This window comes from Paraburkholderia sp. BL17N1 (genome assembly GCF_003634175.1).
Lineage (GTDB): Bacteria > Pseudomonadota > Gammaproteobacteria > Burkholderiales > Burkholderiaceae > Paraburkholderia.
On sequence record NZ_RBIW01000001.1, the window covers coordinates 2,884,219 to 2,905,007 of the forward strand.

Below are 20,789 nucleotides of genomic sequence, written 5' to 3' on the forward strand. Positions count from 1 at the left end.
CCGGGCGATACCCACGCCTGGCGGGCTCGCTCACGCCTGCGCGCCGGGTGTTCCATCGTCCGGCGATTGCTGGCGGAGGGCGGATGCGGGCATGGTGGTGTGGATTTGCGTTGGGCGTGATCGCGCTGCAACGGCAGGCGGCGTTGCCGGATTGGACGGTGTTGTGCGGGTTGGTGTTGCTGGCTTGCGCCGCGGTCGTGGTGGCGGTGTGGGGTTTGGGCGAGGATAGCCGGCACCCGTGTGCGGCGACCCTCGCATCGCTCCTGCAACGCATCCGCTTTGGCCGGCGCGTGCGCTCCTTCGCAGGCTGGAGCGCCGTGTGGTGCGCGGCAACGTGCGTGGGCTTCGGCTACGCAGCCATACGCGCGGACCTGCGCCTCGCGGTGAGCTTGCCGAACGAATGGGAAGGGCGCGATATCGAGGTCGTCGGCAGTATCAAAGGCTTGCCGTCACGCGATGAAAACGGCGCGCGTTTTCTATTCGACGTCGAGTCGGCTGAAGCGCCAATCGACGCTTTTCCGCGCGTGATCCAGCTCTCGTGGATCGCCGAAGATGCGCCGCCGCCTTTGCTCGAACCCGGTTCGCGCTGGCGGCTGACCGTGCGGCTCAAACGCCCGCACGGCAATGCCAATTTCGGCGTGCGCGACGCTGAAGCGACTCTGCTCGCGCGCAACGTGCGCGCCACCGGCTATGTGAGCGCCCCGGCTCATGCCGTGCGATTGCCTGGCAGGGCACGCGGCGTCGGCGTCACGGTGGACGGCTGGCGCGCCGCGTTACGCGAGCGGATCGACACGGTGCTCGCCGACGCGCCGCATCGGGGGATCGTCGTGGCGCTTGCCATCGGCGCGCAGGACGAAGTCAGCGCCGCGGACTGGCTGCTGATGCGTGGCACGGGCACGAGTCATCTGGTGGCGATTTCGGGGTTGCATATCGGCTTCGTCGCGGGCCTTGCGGGCTGGCTGGCGGGCGCGTTGTGGCGACGCTCCGGATGGATCGGCCGCAACTGGCCGTTGCGGCTGCCGGCACAAGTCGTCGCGGTGACGGGCGGCGCGCTGTTCGCCGCGCTGCATGCCGCGTTGGCTGGCTTCAATGTGCCGGCGCAGCGCGCGCTGTGGATGGCGGGAGTCGTCGCGCTCGCTTTTATCAGCGGGCGCAATGTAGCGCGCTCGGCGGTGCTCGCGTGGGCCTTGGGGCTCGTGCTGGTGATCGATCCGTGGGCGGTCGTGTCGGCGGGATTCTGGTTGTCGTTCTGCGCGGTGGGGGCGATTCTGTTCGCCATGTCGGGACGGCCGCATGTGAAGGATCACGAGCAGCATCGCGATGAAACAGCCGAGGATGGCGCGGCGGCGAGCCGCTCGTCGAGACTGGCTTCTATCTTGCGCCGCCGTTTGCGCGATGCCGGCGCGCGGCTGCGCAGTGCCGCGCAGGTGCAGTTCGCCGTGACGGTCGCGCTCGCGCCGTTGACCGTCTACTGGTTCGCGCAGATTCCGTTGATCGGGCCGCTTGCGAATGCCTTTGCGATTCCGTGGGTGAGCCTGCTGGTCACGCCCGCGGTGCTGGCGGGTGTCGCGTTGCCGGCGTCGCTCGACGCGTACGCCTGGCATGCCGCACACGCTTTGCTGGCGCTGCTGACCGTGGGCTTGCAAGCGCTTTCCGGCCCTGCCTGGACGCTCTGGCGTCTGCCGCAACCGGATCCATGGACGCTGGCCGCGGCGGCAGTGGGCGTGCTCTGGTGTCTGGCGCCGCGCGGCTGGCCGCTGCGCTGGGCCGCGCCGCTGACGTGGATGCCGCTGCTGATACCCGCGCCGTCCGGACCGCCGCACGGCAGTTTCCGTTTGACCGCGCTGGACGTCGGCCAGGGCACTTCGGTGCTGGTCGAAACGGCGCATCACACTTTGCTGTTCGATACCGGACCGGGTCCGGAATCGACTCACGCGGGCGAGCGGGTGGTCGTGCCGTTTTTACAGGCGCATGGCGTGACGGCGCTCGATACGTTGATAGTGAGCCACGCCGACTCCGATCACTCGGGCGGCGCGCCAGCCGTGCTGGACGCGATCGAGGTGCATCAAATGGTGGCGGCATTGGCACCGTCGAATGCGCTGTGGTCGAACGCGAGGCAACACGGCGCCGGGACGCTGTCGTGCGCGGCGGGTCAGCGCTGGCAGTGGGACGGCGTGGAGTTCGCGATGCTCTGGCCGGACGCCGGTCCGCTGCAAGGCAAGCCGAATGCGCATTGCTGCGTGCTGCGCGTCAGCACGTTGCCGGTTGCGGCGAGCCCGCCGTCCGGACGTATCCACACATTGCCACCGCGCATGACGGCCTTGCTGACGGCGGACATCGAGGCGCCCGTCGAACGCGTTCTGCTCGCACGCGATCGCGAGGCGTTGCGCGCGCAGGTGCTGGTCGTGCCGCATCACGGCAGCAAGACTTCGTCGACCGAGCCGTTCCTCGACTCTATCGACCCGCTCATCGCGCTATTTCAGGTAGGCTATCGCAACCGTTTTCATCATCCGAATGCGGGTGTGTTCGAGCGCTACAAGGCGCGGCGGATCGAACTCGGGCGCAGCGATACGGACGGTGCGGTGCGGGTCGAGGTGAGCCCGGGCGGCGAGACGAATCAGGCCGCCGGCAGCACCGCCACGGTCACGCTCGAGCGCTATCGCGACACGCAGCGCCGCTACTGGATGGATCGCTGACCGGTTATTGGGTGAGGCGCCGGCCGCGCAGATAGAAGAAACGCGCGCGGGGCGTGTTGACTGCACGCAGGTGCGTGCCGCGCCCCGAACGCAAGAACAGAACGGAGACAGCCGCAGTTGAAAAACATCATTCACTTCTCGCACGCGAACGGCTTTCCGGCATCGACCTACCGCACGATCTTCGCCGAGCTTGCCGACGACTACGAACTGCGCTTCATCGAACGGATTGGCCACGACGCGCGCTTTCCGGTGACGCAGGACTGGCCGCATCTGGTCGAACAGTTGCTCGACGACATCCGCAAAACGTATGAGCAGCCGGTGTGGCTGGTGGGGCATTCGCTCGGCGGCTATCTTTCGCTGATGGCCGCGCTCAAGAAGCCGCAATGGGTGCGAGGCGTGGTGATGCTCGATTCGCCGGTGATCGCCGGCTGGCGCAGCAGCATGCTGCGCGTGTCGCAATGGACTGGCCTTGACGAGCGGCTCTCGCCCGCGGCCGCGACCCGTACGCGACGCACCCAGTGGGCGAGCCGCGACGAAGCGTGGCGCCATTTCCATTCGAAGCCCGCGTTCGCGCGCTGGGACGAGCGCATGCTGTCCGACTACATCGACTTCGGCATTCCGCAGACTTCGCCCGACGGCTCGCGCTCGCTGGCCTTCGACCGTCGTACCGAATATCAGATCTACAAGACCTTGCCGCACACGCTCGGCTCGCGGCTCGCCCGGGGCGCGCCGGTGCCGGTGGGCTTCATCGCCGGCACGCGTTCGAAGGAAATCCGCCAGGCCGGTCTCGACGCCACCCGCCGCGCGACCGGCGGCCATGTGGAATGGATCGAGGGCAGTCATCTTTACCCAATGGAAAAACCCGTCGAAACCGCGCGCGCGGTGCAGAGCATGTTGCATGAACTGGAGCAGCGCGGCTGACACGAACGCACGCGCCGACGTTGGCGCGGACGGCGACGGCGGCCGCATCAGCCATGCATCGCGACGCCGGCCATGGCGCGCCGCGCCGGCACGCGCCGCAGGAAACGGTGCGTGATCCCATCACGGCAACGGCCGCCGCCACGGCGCGCGCACGTGTGGATGCCGCCAGGATTTTGCTGGGGTTGGGGCCCTGCTTTACGGTATAATCCGTTTTTCCCGCGAGCATCCAGCGATGACCAAATATGTTTTCGTCACCGGCGGCGTAGTATCTTCCCTCGGCAAGGGTATTGCCGCCGCTTCCCTCGCCGCGATCCTCGAATCGCGCGGTCTTAAAGTCACCCTCCTCAAGCTCGATCCCTACATCAATGTCGACCCCGGCACGATGAGCCCGTTTCAGCACGGCGAAGTGTTCGTGACGGAAGACGGAGCGGAGACCGACCTCGACCTCGGCCACTATGAGCGCTTCATCAGCACGAAGATGCGCAAGGCCAATAACTTCACCACGGGCCAGATTTACGAATCGGTGATCCGCAAGGAACGTCGCGGCGATTATCTCGGCAAGACGGTGCAGGTCATCCCGCACATCACGAATGAAATCCAGGCGTTCATCGAACGCGGCGCGGCTTCCGCGACGTGCGGTGAGCCGGACGTCGCCATTGTCGAAGTGGGCGGCACGGTAGGCGATATTGAATCGCTGCCGTTCCTTGAGGCCGCGCGTCAGATGAGCCTGCGCATGGGCCGCAACAGCGCGTGCTTCGTGCACCTCACGCTGGTGCCCTGGGTCGCCACGGCTGGCGAACTGAAGACCAAGCCCACGCAGCACAGCGTGCAGAAGCTGCGCGAAATCGGCATCTCGCCGCACGTGCTGCTGTGCCGTGCCGACCGCCGCATTCCGGACGACGAGCGCGCCAAGATCTCCATGTTCTCGAACGTGCCGGAAGACGCCGTGATCTCCGTGTGGGACGCGGACAGCATCTACAAGATTCCACAGATGCTGCACGATCAGGGTCTGGACGCGATCATCTGCGAAGAGCTCAAGCTCGCGCCGAAGCCCGCGGACCTGTCCATGTGGTCCGACCTCGTCGAGAAGCTGGAGCACCCGAAGCACGAAGTGACGATCGGCATGGTCGGCAAGTATGTCGATCTGACCGAGTCGTACAAGTCGCTGATCGAAGCGTTGCGCCACGCGTCGATGCATACGTCGACCAAGGTCAACATCGAATACATCGATTCGGAAGAGGTCGAGACGCAAGGCGTCGAAAGCCTCAAGCATCTGGACGCCGTGCTGGTGCCGGGCGGCTTCGGCCGTCGCGGCACCGAAGGCAAGATCGCCGCGATCCGCTATGCACGCGAAGCGAAGGTGCCGTATCTCGGCATCTGCCTCGGCATGCAACTCGCCGTGATCGAATTCGCCCGCGACGTGGTCGGTCTGAAAGACGCGAACAGCACCGAGTTCGATCAGGAAACGCCGAACCGCGTGGTCGCGTTGATCACCGAATGGTACGACCGCGAAGGCCGCGTCGAGAAGCGCACGGAAGAGTCGGATCTGGGCGGCACGATGCGCCTCGGTTCGCAACGTTGCCCGATCAAGCCCGGCACCATGGCCGAAGAGATTTATGGCAAGGACGTGAACGAACGCCATCGCCACCGTTATGAAGTCAATAACCGCTTCGTGCCCCAACTCGAAGCCGGCGGCCTTATCATCAGCGCCCGTACTCCGAGCGAAGATCTGCCGGAAATGATGGAATTGCCGCGCAGCATGCACCCGTGGTTTGTCGGCGTGCAGTTCCACCCGGAATTCACGTCCACGCCGCGTGACGGGCATCCGCTGTTCAAGTCGTTCGTCGAAGCAGCGCTTGCGCATCACGAGGCGCAAGCGCCGGTCGCAGTCGGGGAGAAAGCATGAAACTGGGCGATTTCGAAATCGGGCTCGACAAGCCGTTTTTCCTGATCGCAGGCACCTGTGTCGTCGAATCCGAACAGATGACGATCGACACAGCCGGCCGGCTGAAGGAAATCTGCGCAAAGCTGAATATTCCGTTCATCTACAAATCGTCGTACGACAAGGCCAACCGCAGCAGCGGCAAGTCGTTCCGCGGTCTGGGCATGGACGAAGGCTTGCGGATTCTGTCGGAAGTGAAGCGTCAGCTCGGTCTGCCGGTTCTGACCGATGTTCACGCCGAGCACGAGATCGAGCAGGTCGCTTCGGTGGTCGACGTGTTGCAAACGCCGGCTTTCCTGTGCCGCCAAACGGACTTTATTCACGCTTGTGCGCGTTCGGGCAAACCGGTCAACATCAAGAAAGGCCAGTTTCTCGCACCGGGCGATATGAAGAACGTGATCGACAAGGCGCGCGACGCCGCGCGTGAAGCAGGTTTGTCGGAAGACCGCTTCATGGCGTGCGAGCGCGGCGTGTCGTTCGGTTATAACAACCTCGTGTCGGACATGCGTTCGCTCGCGATCATGCGCGAAACCAACGCGCCGGTCGTGTTCGACGCCACTCACTCGGTGCAGTTGCCGGGCGGGCAGGGCACGAGCTCGGGCGGCCAGCGTGAGTTCGTGCCGGTGCTGGCGCGTGCCGCGGTGGCGGTGGGCGTGTCGGGGCTCTTCATGGAGACGCACCCGAATCCGGCTGAAGCCAAGTCGGACGGTCCGAACGCCGTGCCGCTGCATCGCATGGCCGATCTGCTCGAGACGCTGGTTACGCTCGATCAGGCCGTCAAGCGCGCGCCGTTCCTCGAAAGCAACTTCAACTGATTCAGGCGTTCACGGCGTGTCACGAACGGTACGCACAATCGTGGCACGCGGCGAATGCACGCAATGGTCGTCGAACGTATCTGCGCGCAGGTAGTTTGCCGGGGAGACCGGTGCTCTGCACGGGACCCGAAGTGAGCGATGAAGCGCTGACTCCGGATCGTCAGGCGCCAGATACAGTGTCACAGTAAAGAATTCAACGTCATTTCTTGAGGAAACCATGAGTGCTATCGTAGATATCATCGGTCGAGAGATTCTCGATTCGCGAGGCAACCCCACCGTCGAATGCGACGTGCTGCTCGAGTCGGGCACGATGGGCCGCGCCGCGGTGCCGTCGGGCGCGTCGACGGGTTCGCGTGAAGCAATCGAACTGCGCGACGGCGAAACCGGCCGGTACGGCGGCAAGGGCGTGCTGAAGGCTGTCGAGCATATCAACACCGAAATCTCCGAAGCGATCATGGGCCTCGACGCTTCCGAGCAGGCTTTCCTCGACAAGACCCTGCTGGAACTCGACGGCACGGACAACAAGTCGCGCCTTGGCGCGAACGCAATGCTGGCTGTTTCGATGGCCGTCGCGAAGGCTGCCGCTGAAGAAGCCGGCCTGCCGCTGTACCGCTACTTCGGCGGCTCGGGCGCGATGCAACTGCCGGTGCCGATGATGAACATCGTCAACGGCGGCGCGCACGCCAACAACAGCCTGGACATCCAGGAATTCATGATCGTGCCGGTTAGCCAGCCGACCTTCCGCGAAGCGCTGCGCTGCGGCGCCGAAGTGTTCCACGCGCTGAAGAAGATCCTGTCGGATCGCGGCATGAGCACGGCAGTGGGCGATGAAGGCGGCTTCGCGCCGAACTTCGGCAGCAACGACGAATGCCTGTCGACCATTCTGCAAGCCATCGAGAAAGCCGGCTACCGCGCCGGTGAAGACGTGCTGCTGGCACTCGACTGCGCGGCGAGCGAGTTCTACCACGACGGCAAGTACCAACTGGCCGGCGAAGGCCTGCAACTGTCGTCCACGGAATTCGCGGACTACCTCGCGAACCTGGCCGACAAGTTCCCGATCGTGTCGATCGAAGACGGCATGCACGAAAGCGACTGGGCCGGCTGGAAAACGCTGACCGACAAGCTCGGCAAGAAGGTGCAACTGGTGGGCGACGACCTGTTCGTCACCAACACGCGCATCCTGAAAGAAGGCATCGAGAAGGGCATCGCCAACTCGATCCTGATCAAGATCAACCAGATCGGTACGCTCACGGAAACCTTCGCGGCGATCGAAATGGCCAAGCGCGCCGGTTACACCGCAGTGATCTCGCACCGTTCGGGCGAAACCGAAGATTCGACGATTGCGGATATCGCGGTCGGCCTGAATGCCGGTCAGATCAAGACGGGTTCGCTGTCGCGTTCGGACCGCATCTCGAAGTACAACCAGTTGCTGCGTATCGAGGAAGACCTCGGCGATATCGCCAGCTACCCTGGCAAGTCGGCGTTCTACAATCTGCGCTAATGGCTGGTGTGCTGGCGCTGACCGATGAGCCGGTTATCCTTCGTTTCTGATTGACCCCGCCGCCCTGCGTATAGCGCAGGGCGGCGTGTATTTATTGTGCTTACTTCATGCGGCTTGTCACTGCTGTCCTGATCGTTCTACTGGCGCTGATCCAGTACCCGCTCTGGTGGGGGCACGGCGGTTGGTTGCGCGTGCACGAGTTGCAGCAGCAACTGGCGCAGCAGGTGCAAAAGAATGCCGATTCGAAACTGCGCAACGAACGCATTCAAGGCGAAGTGCAGGACTTGCAGAACGGCACGTCCGCCGTCGAAGAGCGGGCGCGTTATGAAATGGGCATGGTGAAGGACGGCGAGGTGTTCGTGCAGTTCGTCTCGCCGAACGCGCCGTTGCCGTCGGGGAACACGCCTTCGGTCACGACCTCCACACGGGGCGAGATGTCGGCGGCGCCGCTGCATGTGGTGCCGAATCCGGAGTCGCGCGCGAAGCCGGATCGCAAGCATGGCGGCAAGGCGGCTGCTGCCAAAGATAAGAAGCCTGCGCACTAAGCGTCGCCGTAGCGCGGCAACGGTTCAGTACGACGGATGCAATAAAGGCACGGTGAGAACCGTGCCTTTTTCTTTGACCCTCGCCGCCGCGCGCCGCGCCGCGATTTCCGCAGTGCACATCAGAGCCTGCCGGCGCTCACCAGCCCCAATACGGCCCGTAACCGACGCCGATACCCGTACCCCAGCCGTGTCCCCAACCACCGCCGTAATAGCTGCCGTACACGCTGACAGGCGGCGTGTAGTAACGCGACCAGGCTTGCGCTGCGTTGTCGGCCGCAATCGCCTGATTCTGCTCGGCCATCACCTGGCGGTCGATCGCGTCATAGCGTTGGCGTTCTTCAGGCGTCAGCGGTTGGGCGGTGGCGGCCATGCCTGACTGGTCGGCGGGCAGCCGGCTATAAATCGGCGACGGGCCCGGCGGGTCCATCATGCAGCCCGCCAGCGCGCCACTGCCGACGACGACAGCCAGCGCAACGACAGTGCGCGCACGGCACAGCAGCCGGATTAACGAAGTAGGATGGTTCATGTTCGATCTCCATCGGTCGGATGCCTAAGCAAATCATGCGCCGCGCGCACCGCCAATGATTCAACGCAATGATCAAAGATACTGCGCCGCCCGGGCCCTGAAAAGGCAGCGGGCGGCGCGGTATTTTTTGCTGCCGTGATACGGGGCGTGATACAGGCGTGATGACCGCCGTTCGGCGCGTATGCAATCCGCGCGCCGGCGAGCCGTTTAGTGCCGCTGTTCAGCCGCGGGCGTCACACCTTGTGAGAGCGCCTCGGCGACGAAAAGTTGCGCCACGTCGACCGGATCGAACTCGTAACGCTGGTTGCAGAACTCGCAATGAATCTCGACATGGCCGCGCTCTTCGAGCACGCCGTCGACTTCCTCGCGGCCCAGCATCTTCAGCATTCCGCCGACTTTTTCGCGCGAACACGTGCACTCGAAGCGCGCCGTGGCCGGTTCGAAATGCTGAACGTTTTCCTGCCAGAAGAGGCGCCGGAAGATCGTTTCCGGTTCTTCCTTCAGCAGTTCGTCTTGCGACATCGTGCCGCCCAGCGTGCAGACGCGCTCCCACGTGTCCGCGTCCAGATCGCCCGGATGGGGCACGATGCCGCCGTCGCCCGGCAGCTTTTGCAGCAGCATGCCGACCGCGCGCTCGGTGTTCGCCGCGAGCCACAGGCGCGTGTCGAGCTGCTCCGAGTGATGCATGTAATGTTCGAGCACTTCGGCCATGGAGTTGAGCGGGCCGTCCACGCCCGACAGCGGCACGATACTTTGATACGGCTGCTGACCGGGCTGCTTGCTGGCCGGGTCGAGCGTGATCACGCAGCGGCCGTGGCCGCTTGCGTTGAGCAGGTCGACCATGCTGGCCGTCTCGCCGATCACGTTGGCCGCCTCGCCGGACAGCTTGGCGGTGGCGCGCATCGACAGGTCGGAGCCGCATTGCACCACTAGCATCTTGACCGGGCCGTCGCCGAAAATCTGCATGATGAGCGTGCCGTCGAACTTGAGATTCGCCGACAGCAGCGCGCACGCCGCCATCATTTCGCCCAGAACCGTCCGCACCGGCGCCGGATAGTCGCGGCGCGTCAGCACTTCCTGCCACGTATTGCGCAGGGAAACGATCTCGCCGCGCACTGGCGCCGCGCTGAACATGAATTTTTGCAACTGGTCGCTCACAACTTTTCCTCGGTCAAATGACGCAGCGTGATGCCGCGCCGCGCGCGCCGGCTGGTTAGCCGATGCGCACGAGCTGCGCCTTGTAGTATTCGCGGCGCTCGGCATAAACTGCCGCGCCGCGCTGCATGTTGGCGATATCCGCCTCGGTCAGTTCGCGCACCACCTTGGCGGGCGCGCCGAGAATCAGCGAATTGTCGGGAAACACCTTGCCCTCGGTGACAATGGCGCCCGCTCCGACCAGACAGTTGCGGCCGATTACCGCTCCATTCAAGACCACGGCCTGAATTCCGATCAGCGAACCTTCCTTGATCGTGCAGCCATGCAGCATGACCTGATGGCCGACTGTCACGTTCGGCTCGATCGTGAGCGGAAAACCGGGGTCCGTATGCAGCACGGCGTTTTCCTGCACGTTGCTGGCGGCGCCGATGGTGATCGGCTCGTTGTCGCCGCGAATCGTCGCGCCGAACCAGACGCTGGCGTTCTCCCCGAGTGTCACGTTGCCGATAATGCTCGCCGAATCCGCGACAAAGACGCTTTCATGGATGGTTGGGGCGGCTTCGCCAAGCTTGTAAATGGTCACGGTGTCTCCTCTTGATCGGTCGCTGCGCGCGCTGGACAGGGCGCCGGATTGCCCGGAACGGTTGGTCTCAGCGGGCTGTCCGGCCTCGCTGGCGCATCGGGCGCGTTGGATGGTCGAATCGGGTATTGTAAACGGTTGTGTGGTTGAGCCGCTTGGCCCGGCCACGAGGTGCTCGCTTCGCGGCTCGCGGCAAGGTCCGCGCGGATGCGATGCGGACAGCGTCCTGGCGCCGCTCTTGTCCGGCGATTGAGATTTACTTCACCATCCGGCCCGCGCATAGGCGGGCTATCTCGTTATAATCGAACGACCATTCGTTTTTTGGACGTGCCGTTCATGAACACTTCCCAGTCTGAATTCGTCGCCGTGCGCGGTATCCGCCTGCATGTGCGGCGTTGGGGCAATCCGGATGCGCCGATGCTCTTCATGCTGCACGGCTGGATGGACGTGGCCGCGTCGTTCCAGTTCGTCGTGGATGCGCTGGGCGGCGACTGGCAGGTGCTGGCGCCGGATATGCGCGGTTTTGGCCTGTCGGACTGGCCGGTGGCGGAGCACGGCGGCGGCAACTACTGGATTCAGGACTATCTGGCCGATCTCGACGCGTTGCTCGATCACTACGCGCCGGCCGGCGAAGTGAATCTGGTCGGCCACAGCATGGGGGCGAACATCGCCTGCGTGTATGCGGGCGTGCGGCCGGAGCGGGTGCGGCGGGTGGTCGATCTGGAAGGCTTCGGTCTTGCGCCGTCGCATTCGGCGCAAGCGCCCAGGCGCCTGCGCAACTGGCTCGACGAGTTGCGCGATCCGCCGCAACTGAAGCGCTACGCGTCGCTCGACGACGTCGCCGCGCGCCTGATCAAGACCAATCCGCGCCTCGATCCGCAGCGCGCGCAGTTTCTCGCGCAGCATTGGTCGAAGCCGGACGGCGAAGGGCGCTTCATGCTGCTCGCGGATCCCGCGCACAAGCTGCGCGGCCCGGCGCTGTACCGTCTCGACGAAGTGATGGCGACCTGGCGTAAGGTAAGCGCGAAGGTGCTGCACGTGGAAGCCGCCAATTCGCCGACCCTCGCGCAGATTGCCGGCGAGATTCCACTCGACGAATTCAAGGCACGTTTTCAGGCGTTCCCCGACTGGCGCGAGAAAATCATCGACGGAGCGGGGCACATGGTGCATCACGACCAGCCGGAGCAGGTGGCCGCGTTGATCGAGGGATTCTGCGCGTAGCGCTTTCGAGAAGTCCTCGGGTTCCGAGGCGGCCGCTTCGGGGCGTCCGTTGTGAGATAGCTCTGCGTCCGCTTACTGCGTTGCAGTAAAATGAGCGCAGAACCTTTTCAAGACGACGATGAACGCCGACCTCCACTGTCACTCCACCGTTTCCGACGGCCAGTTCGCGCCGGCCGACGTCGCGCGCCGCGCGCATGCGGGCGGCGTGACGTTGTGGGCGCTGACCGATCACGATGAGCTGGGCGGCCAGCACGAAGCGCGAAGCACCGCCGAGGCGCTTGGCATGGACTATCTGAGCGGCGTCGAGATTTCGGTCACGTGGGCGTCGCGCACGGTTCACATCGTCGGGCTGGGGATCGATCCGACCAGTTCGATCCTGATCGACGGCCTCGCGCGTACGCGCAACGGCCGCGCCGCGCGGGCGGAGGCGATCGGCGAGCAACTCGCCACGCTCGGCATTCCCGACGCCTATCAGGGCGCGCTCAAATACGTGTCCAATCCGGACATGATTTCGCGCACGCATTTCGCGCGTTTCATGGTGGAAAGCGGCTACGCCAGTTCCACGCAGGACGTGTTCAGCCGCTTTCTCGGCGACGGCAAACCGGGCTACGTGGCGCACCGCTGGGCCAAGCTGGCCGACGCGGTCGGCTGGATCCAGGCCGCCGGCGGCGAAGCGATCATTGCGCATCCGGGTCGCTACGCTTATTCGCCGGTCGAATTCGACGCATTTTTTGCCGAGTTCATCGATCTCGGCGGCAAGGCGATCGAGGTGGTGACGGGCAGCCACACGCCGGATCAGTACCGTGAATACGCCGATGTCGCGCGCCGTTTCGGTTTCGAGGCGTCGCGCGGGTCCGACTTCCACGCCCCCGGCGAAGGCCGCGTCGATCTCGGCACGCTGCCGCCGCTGCCCGCCGATCTGAAGCCCGTCTGGGAACGCTGGCTGTGAGCGCGCCGTGCCGTCGCGGCACGTCGTCGACGAAAAGCGGCCGGGCAAGGCGCATATTTTCGGCCGACGCTCAGCCGCAGCCCGCTTTGCCGACCGTCCGCTTTCCATCCGTGAGCCAACGTTAGCCGCCATGTCCCAATACTTCCGGCTTCATCCTGATAACCCGCAGCCGCGCCTCGTCAAGCAGGCCGTGCAGATCATCAACGATGGCGGCGTGGTCGCGTTGCCGACGGATTCGAGCTACGCGCTCGCTTGCCATCTGGACGACAAGGACGCGGTCGAGCGTCTGCGGCGCATTCGCGGACTCGACGAGAAGCAGTTGCTGTCGCTGCTGGTGCGCGACCTGTCGGAGCTCGCCAATTTCGCGATGGTGGACAACCGCCAATACCGGCTCATCAAATCGGTGACGCCGGGTCCGTACGTGTTCGTCCTGCAAGCGACCAAGGAAGTGCCGCGGCGCCTGTCGCATCCGTCGCGCAAGACCATCGGGCTGCGCGTGCCGGATCACGCGATCACGCTGGCGATTCTCGAAGAACTCGGCCAGCCGCTGCTCGGCTCGACGCTGATCATGCCGGGCGAAACCCAGCCGTTGAATGACCCCGAAGGAATCCGCGAGCGCCTCGAGAAGCAACTGGATCTGGTGATCGACGGCGGTCCGTGCGCGTGCGAGCCGTCCACGGTGATCGATCTGACCGGCGCGGAACCGGTGCTGGTGCGGCCGGGGCGTGGCTCGCTGGCGCCGTTCGGCCTCGAAGAAACGGCATGAGTGAAAGCGGACAGACGCACGCAATCGCGTTGTTACAATAACGAGTTATGGATTCTTCCCTGATACAAACCATTGCGGTGTACGCGCTGCCGGTGATTTTCGCCATCACGCTGCACGAAGCCGCCCATGGTTACGTCGCGCGCTGGCTCGGCGACAATACCGCTTATGTGCTCGGCCGCGTCTCCGTCAATCCGATGCGGCACATCGATCCGCTCGGCACGATCGCGATTCCCTTGCTGCTGTACTTCGCCACGAGCGGCGCGTTCATGTTCGGCTACGCCAAACCGGTGCCGGTCGCCTTCGGCAACCTGCGCAATCCGCGTTGGGGCAGCCTGTGGGTCGCAGCCGCGGGCCCGGCCTGCAACTTCGTGCAGGCGGTGATCTGGGGGCTGTTCGGCGTCGCGCTCGCGGTCATGAACGTGGACGAGCCGTTCTTCACGCGCATGGCAGGCGCGGGCGTCGGCGTGAACCTCGTGCTCGGCGTGCTCAACCTGTTTCCGCTGCCGCCGCTCGACGGCGGCCGTGTGCTGATGGCGCTGTTGCCGCCGCGGCAGTCCATCACGCTGTCGCGCCTCGAACCGTACGGGTTTTTCATCGTGATGGCGCTGGTCATGACGGGCACGCTCACGCGATACTGGCTGAACCCGCTGGTCACGATCGGCTATAGCGCGATCACCGCCATTCTGACTCCCCTTGTTTCGCTTTTCTAGATAACCATGTTCCCAGACCGTATCTTCTCCGGCATGCGGCCCACCGGGTCGTTGCACCTCGGCCACTATCACGGCGTGCTGAAAAACTGGGTGCGGCTGCAGTCCGAGTACCCGTGCTTTTTTTGTGTGGTCGACTGGCATGCGCTGACCACGCACTACGAAACGCCCGAAGTGATCGAAAAGAATGTCTGGGACGTGCTGATCGACTGGCTGGCCTCCGGCATCGATCCGGCGCAGGCCACGCTGTTCATTCAGAGCAAAGTGCCCGAGCATGCCGAACTGGCGCTGCTGCTCGGCATGAGCACGCCGCTCGGCTGGCTCGAACGCGTGCCGACCTACAAGGAACAGCAGGAGAAGCTGAAGGACAAGGATCTGTCCACTTACGGCTTCCTCGGCTATCCGGTGCTGATGGCGGCGGACATTCTGCTGTATCGCGGCTCGCTCGTGCCAGTTGGCGAAGACCAGGTGCCGCACGTTGAAATGACGCGCGAAATCGCGCGCCGTTTCAACTATCTGTACGGCCGCGAACCGGGTTTCGAAGAGAAGGCCAACGACGCCGCGAAAAAGCTCGGCGGCAAGCGCGCCAAGCTGTACCACGAGCTGCGCAACGCTTACCAGCAGGAAGGCGACGACGAAGCGCTCGAACAGGCGCGCGCCATGTTGCAGGAGTCGCAGAGCCTGTCGATGAACGACCGCGAGCGCCTGTTCGGCTACCTCGAAGGTTCGCGCAAGATCATTCTGGTCGAGCCGCAAGCGATGTTGACGGAAGCGTCGCGCATGCCGGGTCTCGATGGCCAGAAAATGTCGAAGTCGTACGGCAATACGATCGGCCTGCGTGAAGATGCGGAGACCATCACGAAAAAAGTCCGCACCATGCCGACCGATCCGGCTCGCGTGCGCCGCACCGATCCGGGCGACCCCGACAAATGCCCGGTCTGGCAGCTTCACCAGGTCTACACGGACGAAGCCACCCACGAATGGGTGCAGAAGGGTTGCCGCACGGCCGGCATTGGTTGCCTCGAGTGCAAGCAGCCGGTGATCGAAGGCATCCTGCGCGAGCAGCAGCCCATGCTCGAGCGCGCGCAGAAGTACATGGACGATCCGTCGCTGTTGCGCGCGATCGTTGCCGACGGTTGCGACAAGGCCCGCCGGTTCGCCACGGAAACGATGCGCGACGTACGCGAAGCCATGGGGCTCTCGTACAACTGACGAGCGGCGCTGATCTCATGAGTGTTTCCGCTGCTGCCGCCGTGCATGGATTGGGCGAGCCGTCGCCGTGGGTGCGCGATTGGGCGCATCTGGTCGCGAAGGGCGGCGCTGTGCTCGACGTCGCGTCCGGAGCGGGGCGGCATGCGCGTTTCTTCGCGTCGCTTGGGCGTCGGGTGACCGCCATCGACCGCGACGCGGCGGCGCTCGACGCGCTGCGCGACGAGCCGCTCATCACTCCGCTCCAGGCCGATCTCGAAGGCGCCGCGTGGCCTCTGCCGGCCGACGCAAAATTCGCCGCCGTCGTGGTGACGAATTACCTGCACCGGCCGCTCTTTCCGCAGCTTCTGGACGCGCTCGCGCCCGGCGGCGTACTGGTTTACGAGACCTTCGCGCAAGGAAACGAAAGCGTCGGCAAACCCTCTAATCCGGCGTTTCTGCTGGCGCCGGGCGAGCTCCTCGACCGCGTGCGCGGCCGGCTCCGGGTCGTCGCTTTTCAGGACGGTTTTCTCGCGCAGCCGCGCCCGGCCTACGTCCAGCGGATCTGCGCAATTCTGGAGGCGGAGCGCTCAGTCGACCCCGCGCAGGCGGCACCCCCGCCTTGTTACGAGTTGGCTGGCTAATCCGCTACAATCGCGGTTTACCTGATCAAATTCATGGCGTTTCATGACTAACGGCAACCACAGCGGCAACCAAGGCAGTAACACCGGCGTTCAGATTCGCGGCAGCATTCCTGCCATCATCACCCCGATGCTCGAAGACGGCGGCCTCGATCTGCCGGCGTTTCGCAAACTGATCGACTGGCACGTCGCGGAGGGCACGAACGCTCTCGTGGTGGTCGGCACGAGCGGCGAGTCGGCCACGCTGTCGGTCGAAGAACACGTGCTGATGGTCAAGACCGCAGTCGAGCATACAGCGGGCCGGATTCCGGTGATCGCGGGCTCGGGCGGCAACTCCACGACGGAAGCCATCGAACTTACCCGGCAGGCCAAGGAAGTCGGCGCCGACGCCACGCTTCAGGTCGTGCCGTACTACAACAAGCCGACGCAGGAAGGCATCTATCGCCACTTCGCGAAGATCGCCGAAACCGTCGATCTGCCGGTGATTCTGTATAACGTGCCGGGCCGCACCGTTGCGGACATGAGCAACGAAACCATTCTGCGTTGCGCGCAGGTGCCGGGCATCATCGGTGTGAAGGAGGCGACCGGCAATATCGATCGCGCCGCGCATCTGATCAAGTCGGCGCCGGCGCACTTCGGCATCTACAGCGGCGACGATCCCACCGCGATCGCGCTGATGCTGCTGGGCGGCCACGGTAATATTTCGGTCACCGCCAACGTCGCGCCGCGCGCGATGAGCGAGCTCTGCAAGGCCGCCCTGGCCGCGGATGCGAAGACCGCGCGTGAAATTCATCTGAAACTCCTGTCGCTGCATAAGAACCTGTTCATCGAATCGAATCCGATTCCGGCCAAATGGGCACTGCAGCAACTGGGTCGTGTGCAGGGCGGAATCCGCCTGCCGCTCACGCCGCTCGACGCGCAATACCACGAAGTGGTGCGCGCCGCACTGCGCGAAGCGGGCCTGCTGGGCTAGGCGGATAGCGTCCGCGGCACCCAGTAGCGCTAACGAAAGCCTGCCACCGGCACTCCCTTAACCGACGTCGATCCAGCCCACGTTCCCGGCACACAGAACCAAGGCACCGCGTTCCAGCATCACGAAGGACCTCATGAAACGTTCCGCACTTTCCCTCCACGCAACCCGCATGGCGGCGCTGGCGCTTGCCCTCACGACGCTCGCCGGCTGTGACACGCTGAACGACTGGTTTGCTTCCGACCGCGTCAACTACAAGGGTGCGGGCAGCGCGCCGCCGCTCGCCGTTCCAAACGATTTGAGCACCACCAAGACCGACGAGCGGTATGTCGCGCCGCCGGCCAATCTGGCATTGGGCGGCGCGCAGAAGCGCGCGGTGACGGCCGCCGGCAATACGACCGAAGGCCAGCCGAACGCGCAGGATCCGCTCGGCATGCACATCGAACGTGATGGCGATCGCCGCTGGCTGGTCGTCGACGGCCGCTCGCCGGATCAGCTCTGGCCGCAGTTGCAGGAGTTCTGGCAGGAAAACGGCTTCGCGCTGAAGACCGACGCGCCGGCCACCGGCATCATGACGACCGACTGGGCGGAAAACCGCGCCAACATTCCGGACGACTGGTTCCGCCGCACGGTGGGCAAGGTCATCGATTTCGCATATTCGTCGGGCACGCGTGACAGCTTCCGCACACTCGTGTCGCGCGCGCCGGGCGACACGACCGACATCTCCATTACGCACAGCGCCATGGAGGAAGTGTTGACGGGGCAGGACAAGACGTCGTCGCGTTGGGAAGAGCGCCCGCGCGATCCGGCGCTCGAGGCCCTGTTCCTCACCAAGCTGATGCAGAAGTTCGGCCTGACCGAAGCGCAATCGAAGCAACTGCTGACCGACGCGCGCTCAGCGGTTGCGCCGGCCACGATCGACCAGAGCGCGGGCGCATCCACGCTCGACCTGCCTGAGTCGTTCGATCGCGCGTGGCTGCGCGTGGGCCTCGCGCTCGACCGCACCAACTTTACCGTCGACAACCGCGATCGCGCGAAGGGCATCTACTACGTCCGCTATGCGGACTCGATGCAGGAACTGAAGAAGGAAGGGCTGCTCGGCAAGCTGTTCTACAGCGGCAATTCGTCGAAGAAGCCGAGCCAGGAATTCCTCGTCAACGTGCGTTCGAAGGGCGACACGGTGACGCAGGTGGCGGTGCTGACGGCGAACGGGCAGGTCGACAATTCGTCCGACGCGCAGCGCATCGTGACGCTGCTGCACGCGCAACTGAACTAAGCGGACTGTGAGGTTCGCGAGTCTCGGTAGCGGCAGTGAAGGCAATGCGTTGCTGGTGGAAGCGCAAAGCGGGGCGACCACCACACGTGTACTGCTCGATTGCGGTTTTTCGGCCAGGGAAGTCGAGCGGCGTCTAACGCGGCTCGGCGCGAGCGTCGAGGGTCTCGACGCGATACTGGTCACGCATGAACATAGCGACCACATTGGCAGCGCGCTGACGCTGGCGCGCAAGTGGTCGATTCCGTTGTACATGAGCTGGGGCACCGCCCGCGCGGTGGGCGCCGACGAGGCCGATATCGACCTGCAGGTGCTGTGGGGCGACGAAACGGTGGCGATCGGCGACCTCAGCATTCTTCCCTACACCGTTCCGCATGACGCGCGCGAGCCGCTGCAATACGTGCTGTCGAACGGCGCGAGCCGGCTCGGCGTGCTGACGGATGTCGGCACGTCCACGCCGCATATCAGCTCGGTGCTGAGTGGCTGCGACGCGCTGGTGCTCGAATGCAATCACGACGTGAGGATGCTGGCGGGCAGCCGCTATCCGCAGTCGCTGAAGGCGCGCATCGGCGGGAATCATGGGCATTTGAACAACGACGCGGCGGCTGAAATTCTCGCCTCGCTCGATCGGTCCCGATTGCGCCATCTGGTTGCCGCGCATTTGAGCCAGCAGAACAATCTGCCGGAACTGGCGCAGGCGGCGATGGCCAGTGTGCTGGGCGCGGCGCCGACGGAAGTGGTGGTGGCGTCCCAAGATGAGGGGTTTGCGTGGCTGAGCGTGTGACGCGCGTCTGACGCTGGATTTGCGCGCGGCAGACACCGCGGCGCCATGAAAAAAGCCCATAACGATTGCTCGTTATGGGCTTTGTCTTTCAGGGCGGTGGCGTTTCGAACGCCGCGCCCCGAATCAGGCTTAGTTGCGATTGCCGCCGAAGATGCCGAGCAGCGCCAGCAGATTCACGAACACGTTGTACAGATCCAGGTAGATCGCGAGGGTAGCGGTGATGTAATTCGTTTCACCGCCATTCACGACGCGCTGAACGTCGAACAGCATGTAGGCCGAGAAGATCACGATGGCCATGACCGACACCGTGAGCATCAGCGCCGGCAGATGCAGGAACACGTTCGCGACCGACGCGAGCAGCAGCACGATCACGCCCATGAACAGCCATTTGCCGAGACCCGAGAAGTCGCGCTTGCTGACCGTGGCGATGGTTGCCATGGACGCGAAGATCACACCAGTGCCACCGAAGGCGAGCATGATCAGCGACGGGCCGTTCGAAAAACCGAGCACGAAGCTCAGGATGCGCGAGAGCATCAGGCCCATGAAGAACGTGAAGCCGAGCAGCACGAACACGCCGGCCGCGCTGTCTTTGGTCTTCTGAATGGCGAACATGAAGCCGAAGGCGATCGCGAAGAACGCCAGCATGCTCATGGCGGGACTCGTGGCGGCGAACAGCGAGAAACCGGTGGTGAGGCCCACCCACGCGCCCAGCACTGTCGGAATCATGGACAGCGCGAGCAGCCAGTAGGTGTTCCGTAGCACGCGGTTACGCGTTTCGACCGTGCTGACCGCGCCATTGCGGCCAAAGCTATACGGATGTTCGTTCATGGTCTCTCCTTACCTCAGAAGCGTGATGCGTATGGTTGTGAAGCGGGTTGTAGCAAGTGGTGCGGCGCCGGTAGGATTTCCCGCCGCCAGCAGCGCTCTCATCCTTAAGATTGGCGCGCGAGCGGGGAGTTTCAATACCCTGAAAATACCGCACCGCCTACGCTACCAGTATTCGGAAACTCCTGCTTGGAGTCTTTCAACGCTGTAAGGGTTCAATCGCAATCATACACGGGAACATGCTACAATAGCGGATTCATTTGAATCTGTAACCTCTTAATTTTTTGGAGTTTTTATGGCGATCGAACGCACCCTGTCGATTATCAAGCCGGACGCAGTGGCCAAGAACGTGATCGGCCAGATCTACAGCCGTTTCGAAAACGCTGGCCTGAAGATCGTGGCTTCGCGCATGGTTCACCTGTCGCGCGCCGACGCGGAGAAGTTCTACGCTGTGCACGCTGCACGTCCGTTCTTCAAGGACCTCGTCGATTTCATGATCTCGGGCCCGGTCGTCGTGCAAGCGCTGGAAGGCGAGAACGCCATCCTGAAGCACCGTGATCTGATGGGTGCAACGGACCCGAAGAAGGCGGAAAAGGGCACGATCCGCGCCGACTTCGCCGACAGCATCGACGCGAACGCGGTGCACGGTTCGGACGCCGCTGAAACGGCTGCCGTTGAAATCGCGTTCTTCTTCCCGCAAGTGAACGTGTACTCGCGCTAAGCAGAACTCCCGTGCGCGATTCGTGCAGCCGACCGGATTTATCGCACGAATCGCCCGGCAAAG

At 64.1% G+C, this 20,789-nt stretch carries 20 protein-coding genes; 16 read left to right on the top strand and 4 right to left on the bottom strand.

What is annotated here, in order from left to right:
- The first annotated feature begins 83 nt into the window (after positions 1–83).
- The 6 genes from B0G82_RS13010 to ftsB all read left to right on the top strand — a co-directional run bounded on the left by B0G82_RS13010 (position 84) and on the right by ftsB (position 8,420).
- Positions 84–2,696: a DNA internalization-related competence protein ComEC/Rec2 gene (locus tag B0G82_RS13010; RefSeq protein WP_121307590.1), complete on the top strand. Its 2,613-nt coding sequence runs from the start codon at positions 84–86 to the stop codon at positions 2,694–2,696.
- Between the two features lie 117 nt (positions 2,697–2,813).
- Entirely contained in the window at positions 2,814–3,617 is an 804-nt protein-coding gene (locus tag B0G82_RS13015) for an alpha/beta hydrolase (RefSeq protein ID WP_116140136.1), read from the top strand.
- Between the two features lie 232 nt (positions 3,618–3,849).
- A complete protein-coding gene (locus tag B0G82_RS13020) occupies positions 3,850–5,523 on the top strand; it encodes a CTP synthase (RefSeq protein WP_116140138.1) in 1,674 nt (557 codons plus the stop codon).
- Positions 5,520–6,374 (top strand): 3-deoxy-8-phosphooctulonate synthase, encoded by an 855-nt coding sequence (kdsA, locus tag B0G82_RS13025; RefSeq protein ID WP_121307591.1) that lies wholly within the window; start codon positions 5,520–5,522, stop codon positions 6,372–6,374. The genes B0G82_RS13020 and kdsA overlap by 4 nt, the downstream gene beginning before the upstream one ends.
- Before the next feature lie 217 nt (positions 6,375–6,591).
- Entirely contained in the window at positions 6,592–7,875 is a 1,284-nt protein-coding gene (gene eno, locus B0G82_RS13030; RefSeq protein ID WP_012433549.1) for a phosphopyruvate hydratase, read from the top strand.
- 107 nt (positions 7,876–7,982) lie between these two features.
- Complete coding sequence (gene ftsB / locus B0G82_RS13035; protein WP_106279469.1) at positions 7,983–8,420, top strand: cell division protein FtsB; 438 nt, start codon at positions 7,983–7,985, stop codon at positions 8,418–8,420.
- A gap of 136 nt (positions 8,421–8,556) precedes the next feature.
- Here ftsB and B0G82_RS13040 read toward each other — a convergent pair whose 3' ends face one another.
- From B0G82_RS13040 to B0G82_RS13050, 3 genes are all read right to left on the bottom strand, one after another.
- Complete coding sequence (locus tag B0G82_RS13040) at positions 8,557–8,946, bottom strand: hypothetical protein (protein WP_121307592.1); 390 nt, start codon at positions 8,944–8,946, stop codon at positions 8,557–8,559.
- Between the two features lie 207 nt (positions 8,947–9,153).
- Positions 9,154–10,104 carry an Hsp33 family molecular chaperone HslO gene (gene hslO, locus B0G82_RS13045; protein ID WP_012433546.1) on the bottom strand — a complete coding sequence of 317 codons (951 nt, stop codon included), beginning with the start codon at positions 10,102–10,104 and terminating at the stop codon, positions 9,154–9,156.
- Between the two features lie 55 nt (positions 10,105–10,159).
- Complete coding sequence (locus B0G82_RS13050; protein WP_106279473.1) at positions 10,160–10,684, bottom strand: gamma carbonic anhydrase family protein; 525 nt, start codon at positions 10,682–10,684, stop codon at positions 10,160–10,162.
- A gap of 333 nt (positions 10,685–11,017) precedes the next feature.
- Here B0G82_RS13050 and B0G82_RS13055 point away from each other — a divergent pair, with 333 nt between their 5' ends.
- From B0G82_RS13055 to B0G82_RS13095, 9 genes are all read left to right on the top strand, one after another.
- Positions 11,018–11,902, top strand: a complete 885-nt coding sequence (locus B0G82_RS13055; RefSeq protein ID WP_116148340.1) for an alpha/beta hydrolase — start codon at positions 11,018–11,020, stop codon at positions 11,900–11,902.
- Between the two features lie 118 nt (positions 11,903–12,020).
- On the top strand, positions 12,021–12,851 hold the full coding sequence (locus B0G82_RS13060; protein ID WP_116117699.1) for a 3',5'-nucleoside bisphosphate phosphatase: 831 nt from the start codon (positions 12,021–12,023) through the stop codon (positions 12,849–12,851).
- Positions 12,852–12,981: 130 nt separating this feature from the next.
- Positions 12,982–13,617 carry an L-threonylcarbamoyladenylate synthase gene (locus B0G82_RS13065; RefSeq protein ID WP_121308680.1) on the top strand — a complete coding sequence of 212 codons (636 nt, stop codon included), beginning with the start codon at positions 12,982–12,984 and terminating at the stop codon, positions 13,615–13,617.
- Between the two features lie 47 nt (positions 13,618–13,664).
- Entirely contained in the window at positions 13,665–14,327 is a 663-nt protein-coding gene (locus tag B0G82_RS13070; protein WP_106279477.1) for a site-2 protease family protein, read from the top strand.
- A gap of 6 nt (positions 14,328–14,333) precedes the next feature.
- Entirely contained in the window at positions 14,334–15,536 is a 1,203-nt protein-coding gene (locus B0G82_RS13075) for a tryptophan--tRNA ligase (RefSeq protein WP_106279479.1), read from the top strand.
- Positions 15,537–15,553: 17 nt separating this feature from the next.
- Positions 15,554–16,156 (top strand): class I SAM-dependent methyltransferase, encoded by a 603-nt coding sequence (locus tag B0G82_RS13080; protein WP_121307593.1) that lies wholly within the window; start codon positions 15,554–15,556, stop codon positions 16,154–16,156.
- Positions 16,157–16,199: 43 nt separating this feature from the next.
- The gene (dapA, locus tag B0G82_RS13085) at positions 16,200–17,126 is read left to right on the top strand and encodes a 4-hydroxy-tetrahydrodipicolinate synthase (RefSeq protein ID WP_121307594.1); all 927 of its coding nucleotides are present in this window, start codon (positions 16,200–16,202) and stop codon (positions 17,124–17,126) included.
- 133 nt (positions 17,127–17,259) lie between these two features.
- Positions 17,260–18,399 (top strand): outer membrane protein assembly factor BamC, encoded by a 1,140-nt coding sequence (gene bamC / locus B0G82_RS13090; protein ID WP_121307595.1) that lies wholly within the window; start codon positions 17,260–17,262, stop codon positions 18,397–18,399.
- Positions 18,400–18,406: 7 nt separating this feature from the next.
- The gene (locus B0G82_RS13095) at positions 18,407–19,180 is read left to right on the top strand and encodes an MBL fold metallo-hydrolase (RefSeq protein WP_121307596.1); all 774 of its coding nucleotides are present in this window, start codon (positions 18,407–18,409) and stop codon (positions 19,178–19,180) included.
- A 129-nt stretch (positions 19,181–19,309) separates the two neighbouring features.
- Here B0G82_RS13095 and B0G82_RS13100 read toward each other — a convergent pair whose 3' ends face one another.
- Positions 19,310–20,008 (bottom strand): Bax inhibitor-1/YccA family protein, encoded by a 699-nt coding sequence (locus tag B0G82_RS13100; RefSeq protein ID WP_106279488.1) that lies wholly within the window; start codon positions 20,006–20,008, stop codon positions 19,310–19,312.
- 292 nt (positions 20,009–20,300) lie between these two features.
- On the opposite strand from B0G82_RS13100, the gene ndk reads away from it, so the two are divergent.
- Positions 20,301–20,726 (top strand): nucleoside-diphosphate kinase, encoded by a 426-nt coding sequence (gene ndk, locus B0G82_RS13105; RefSeq protein ID WP_012433533.1) that lies wholly within the window; start codon positions 20,301–20,303, stop codon positions 20,724–20,726.
- Positions 20,727–20,789 lie beyond the last annotated feature (63 nt).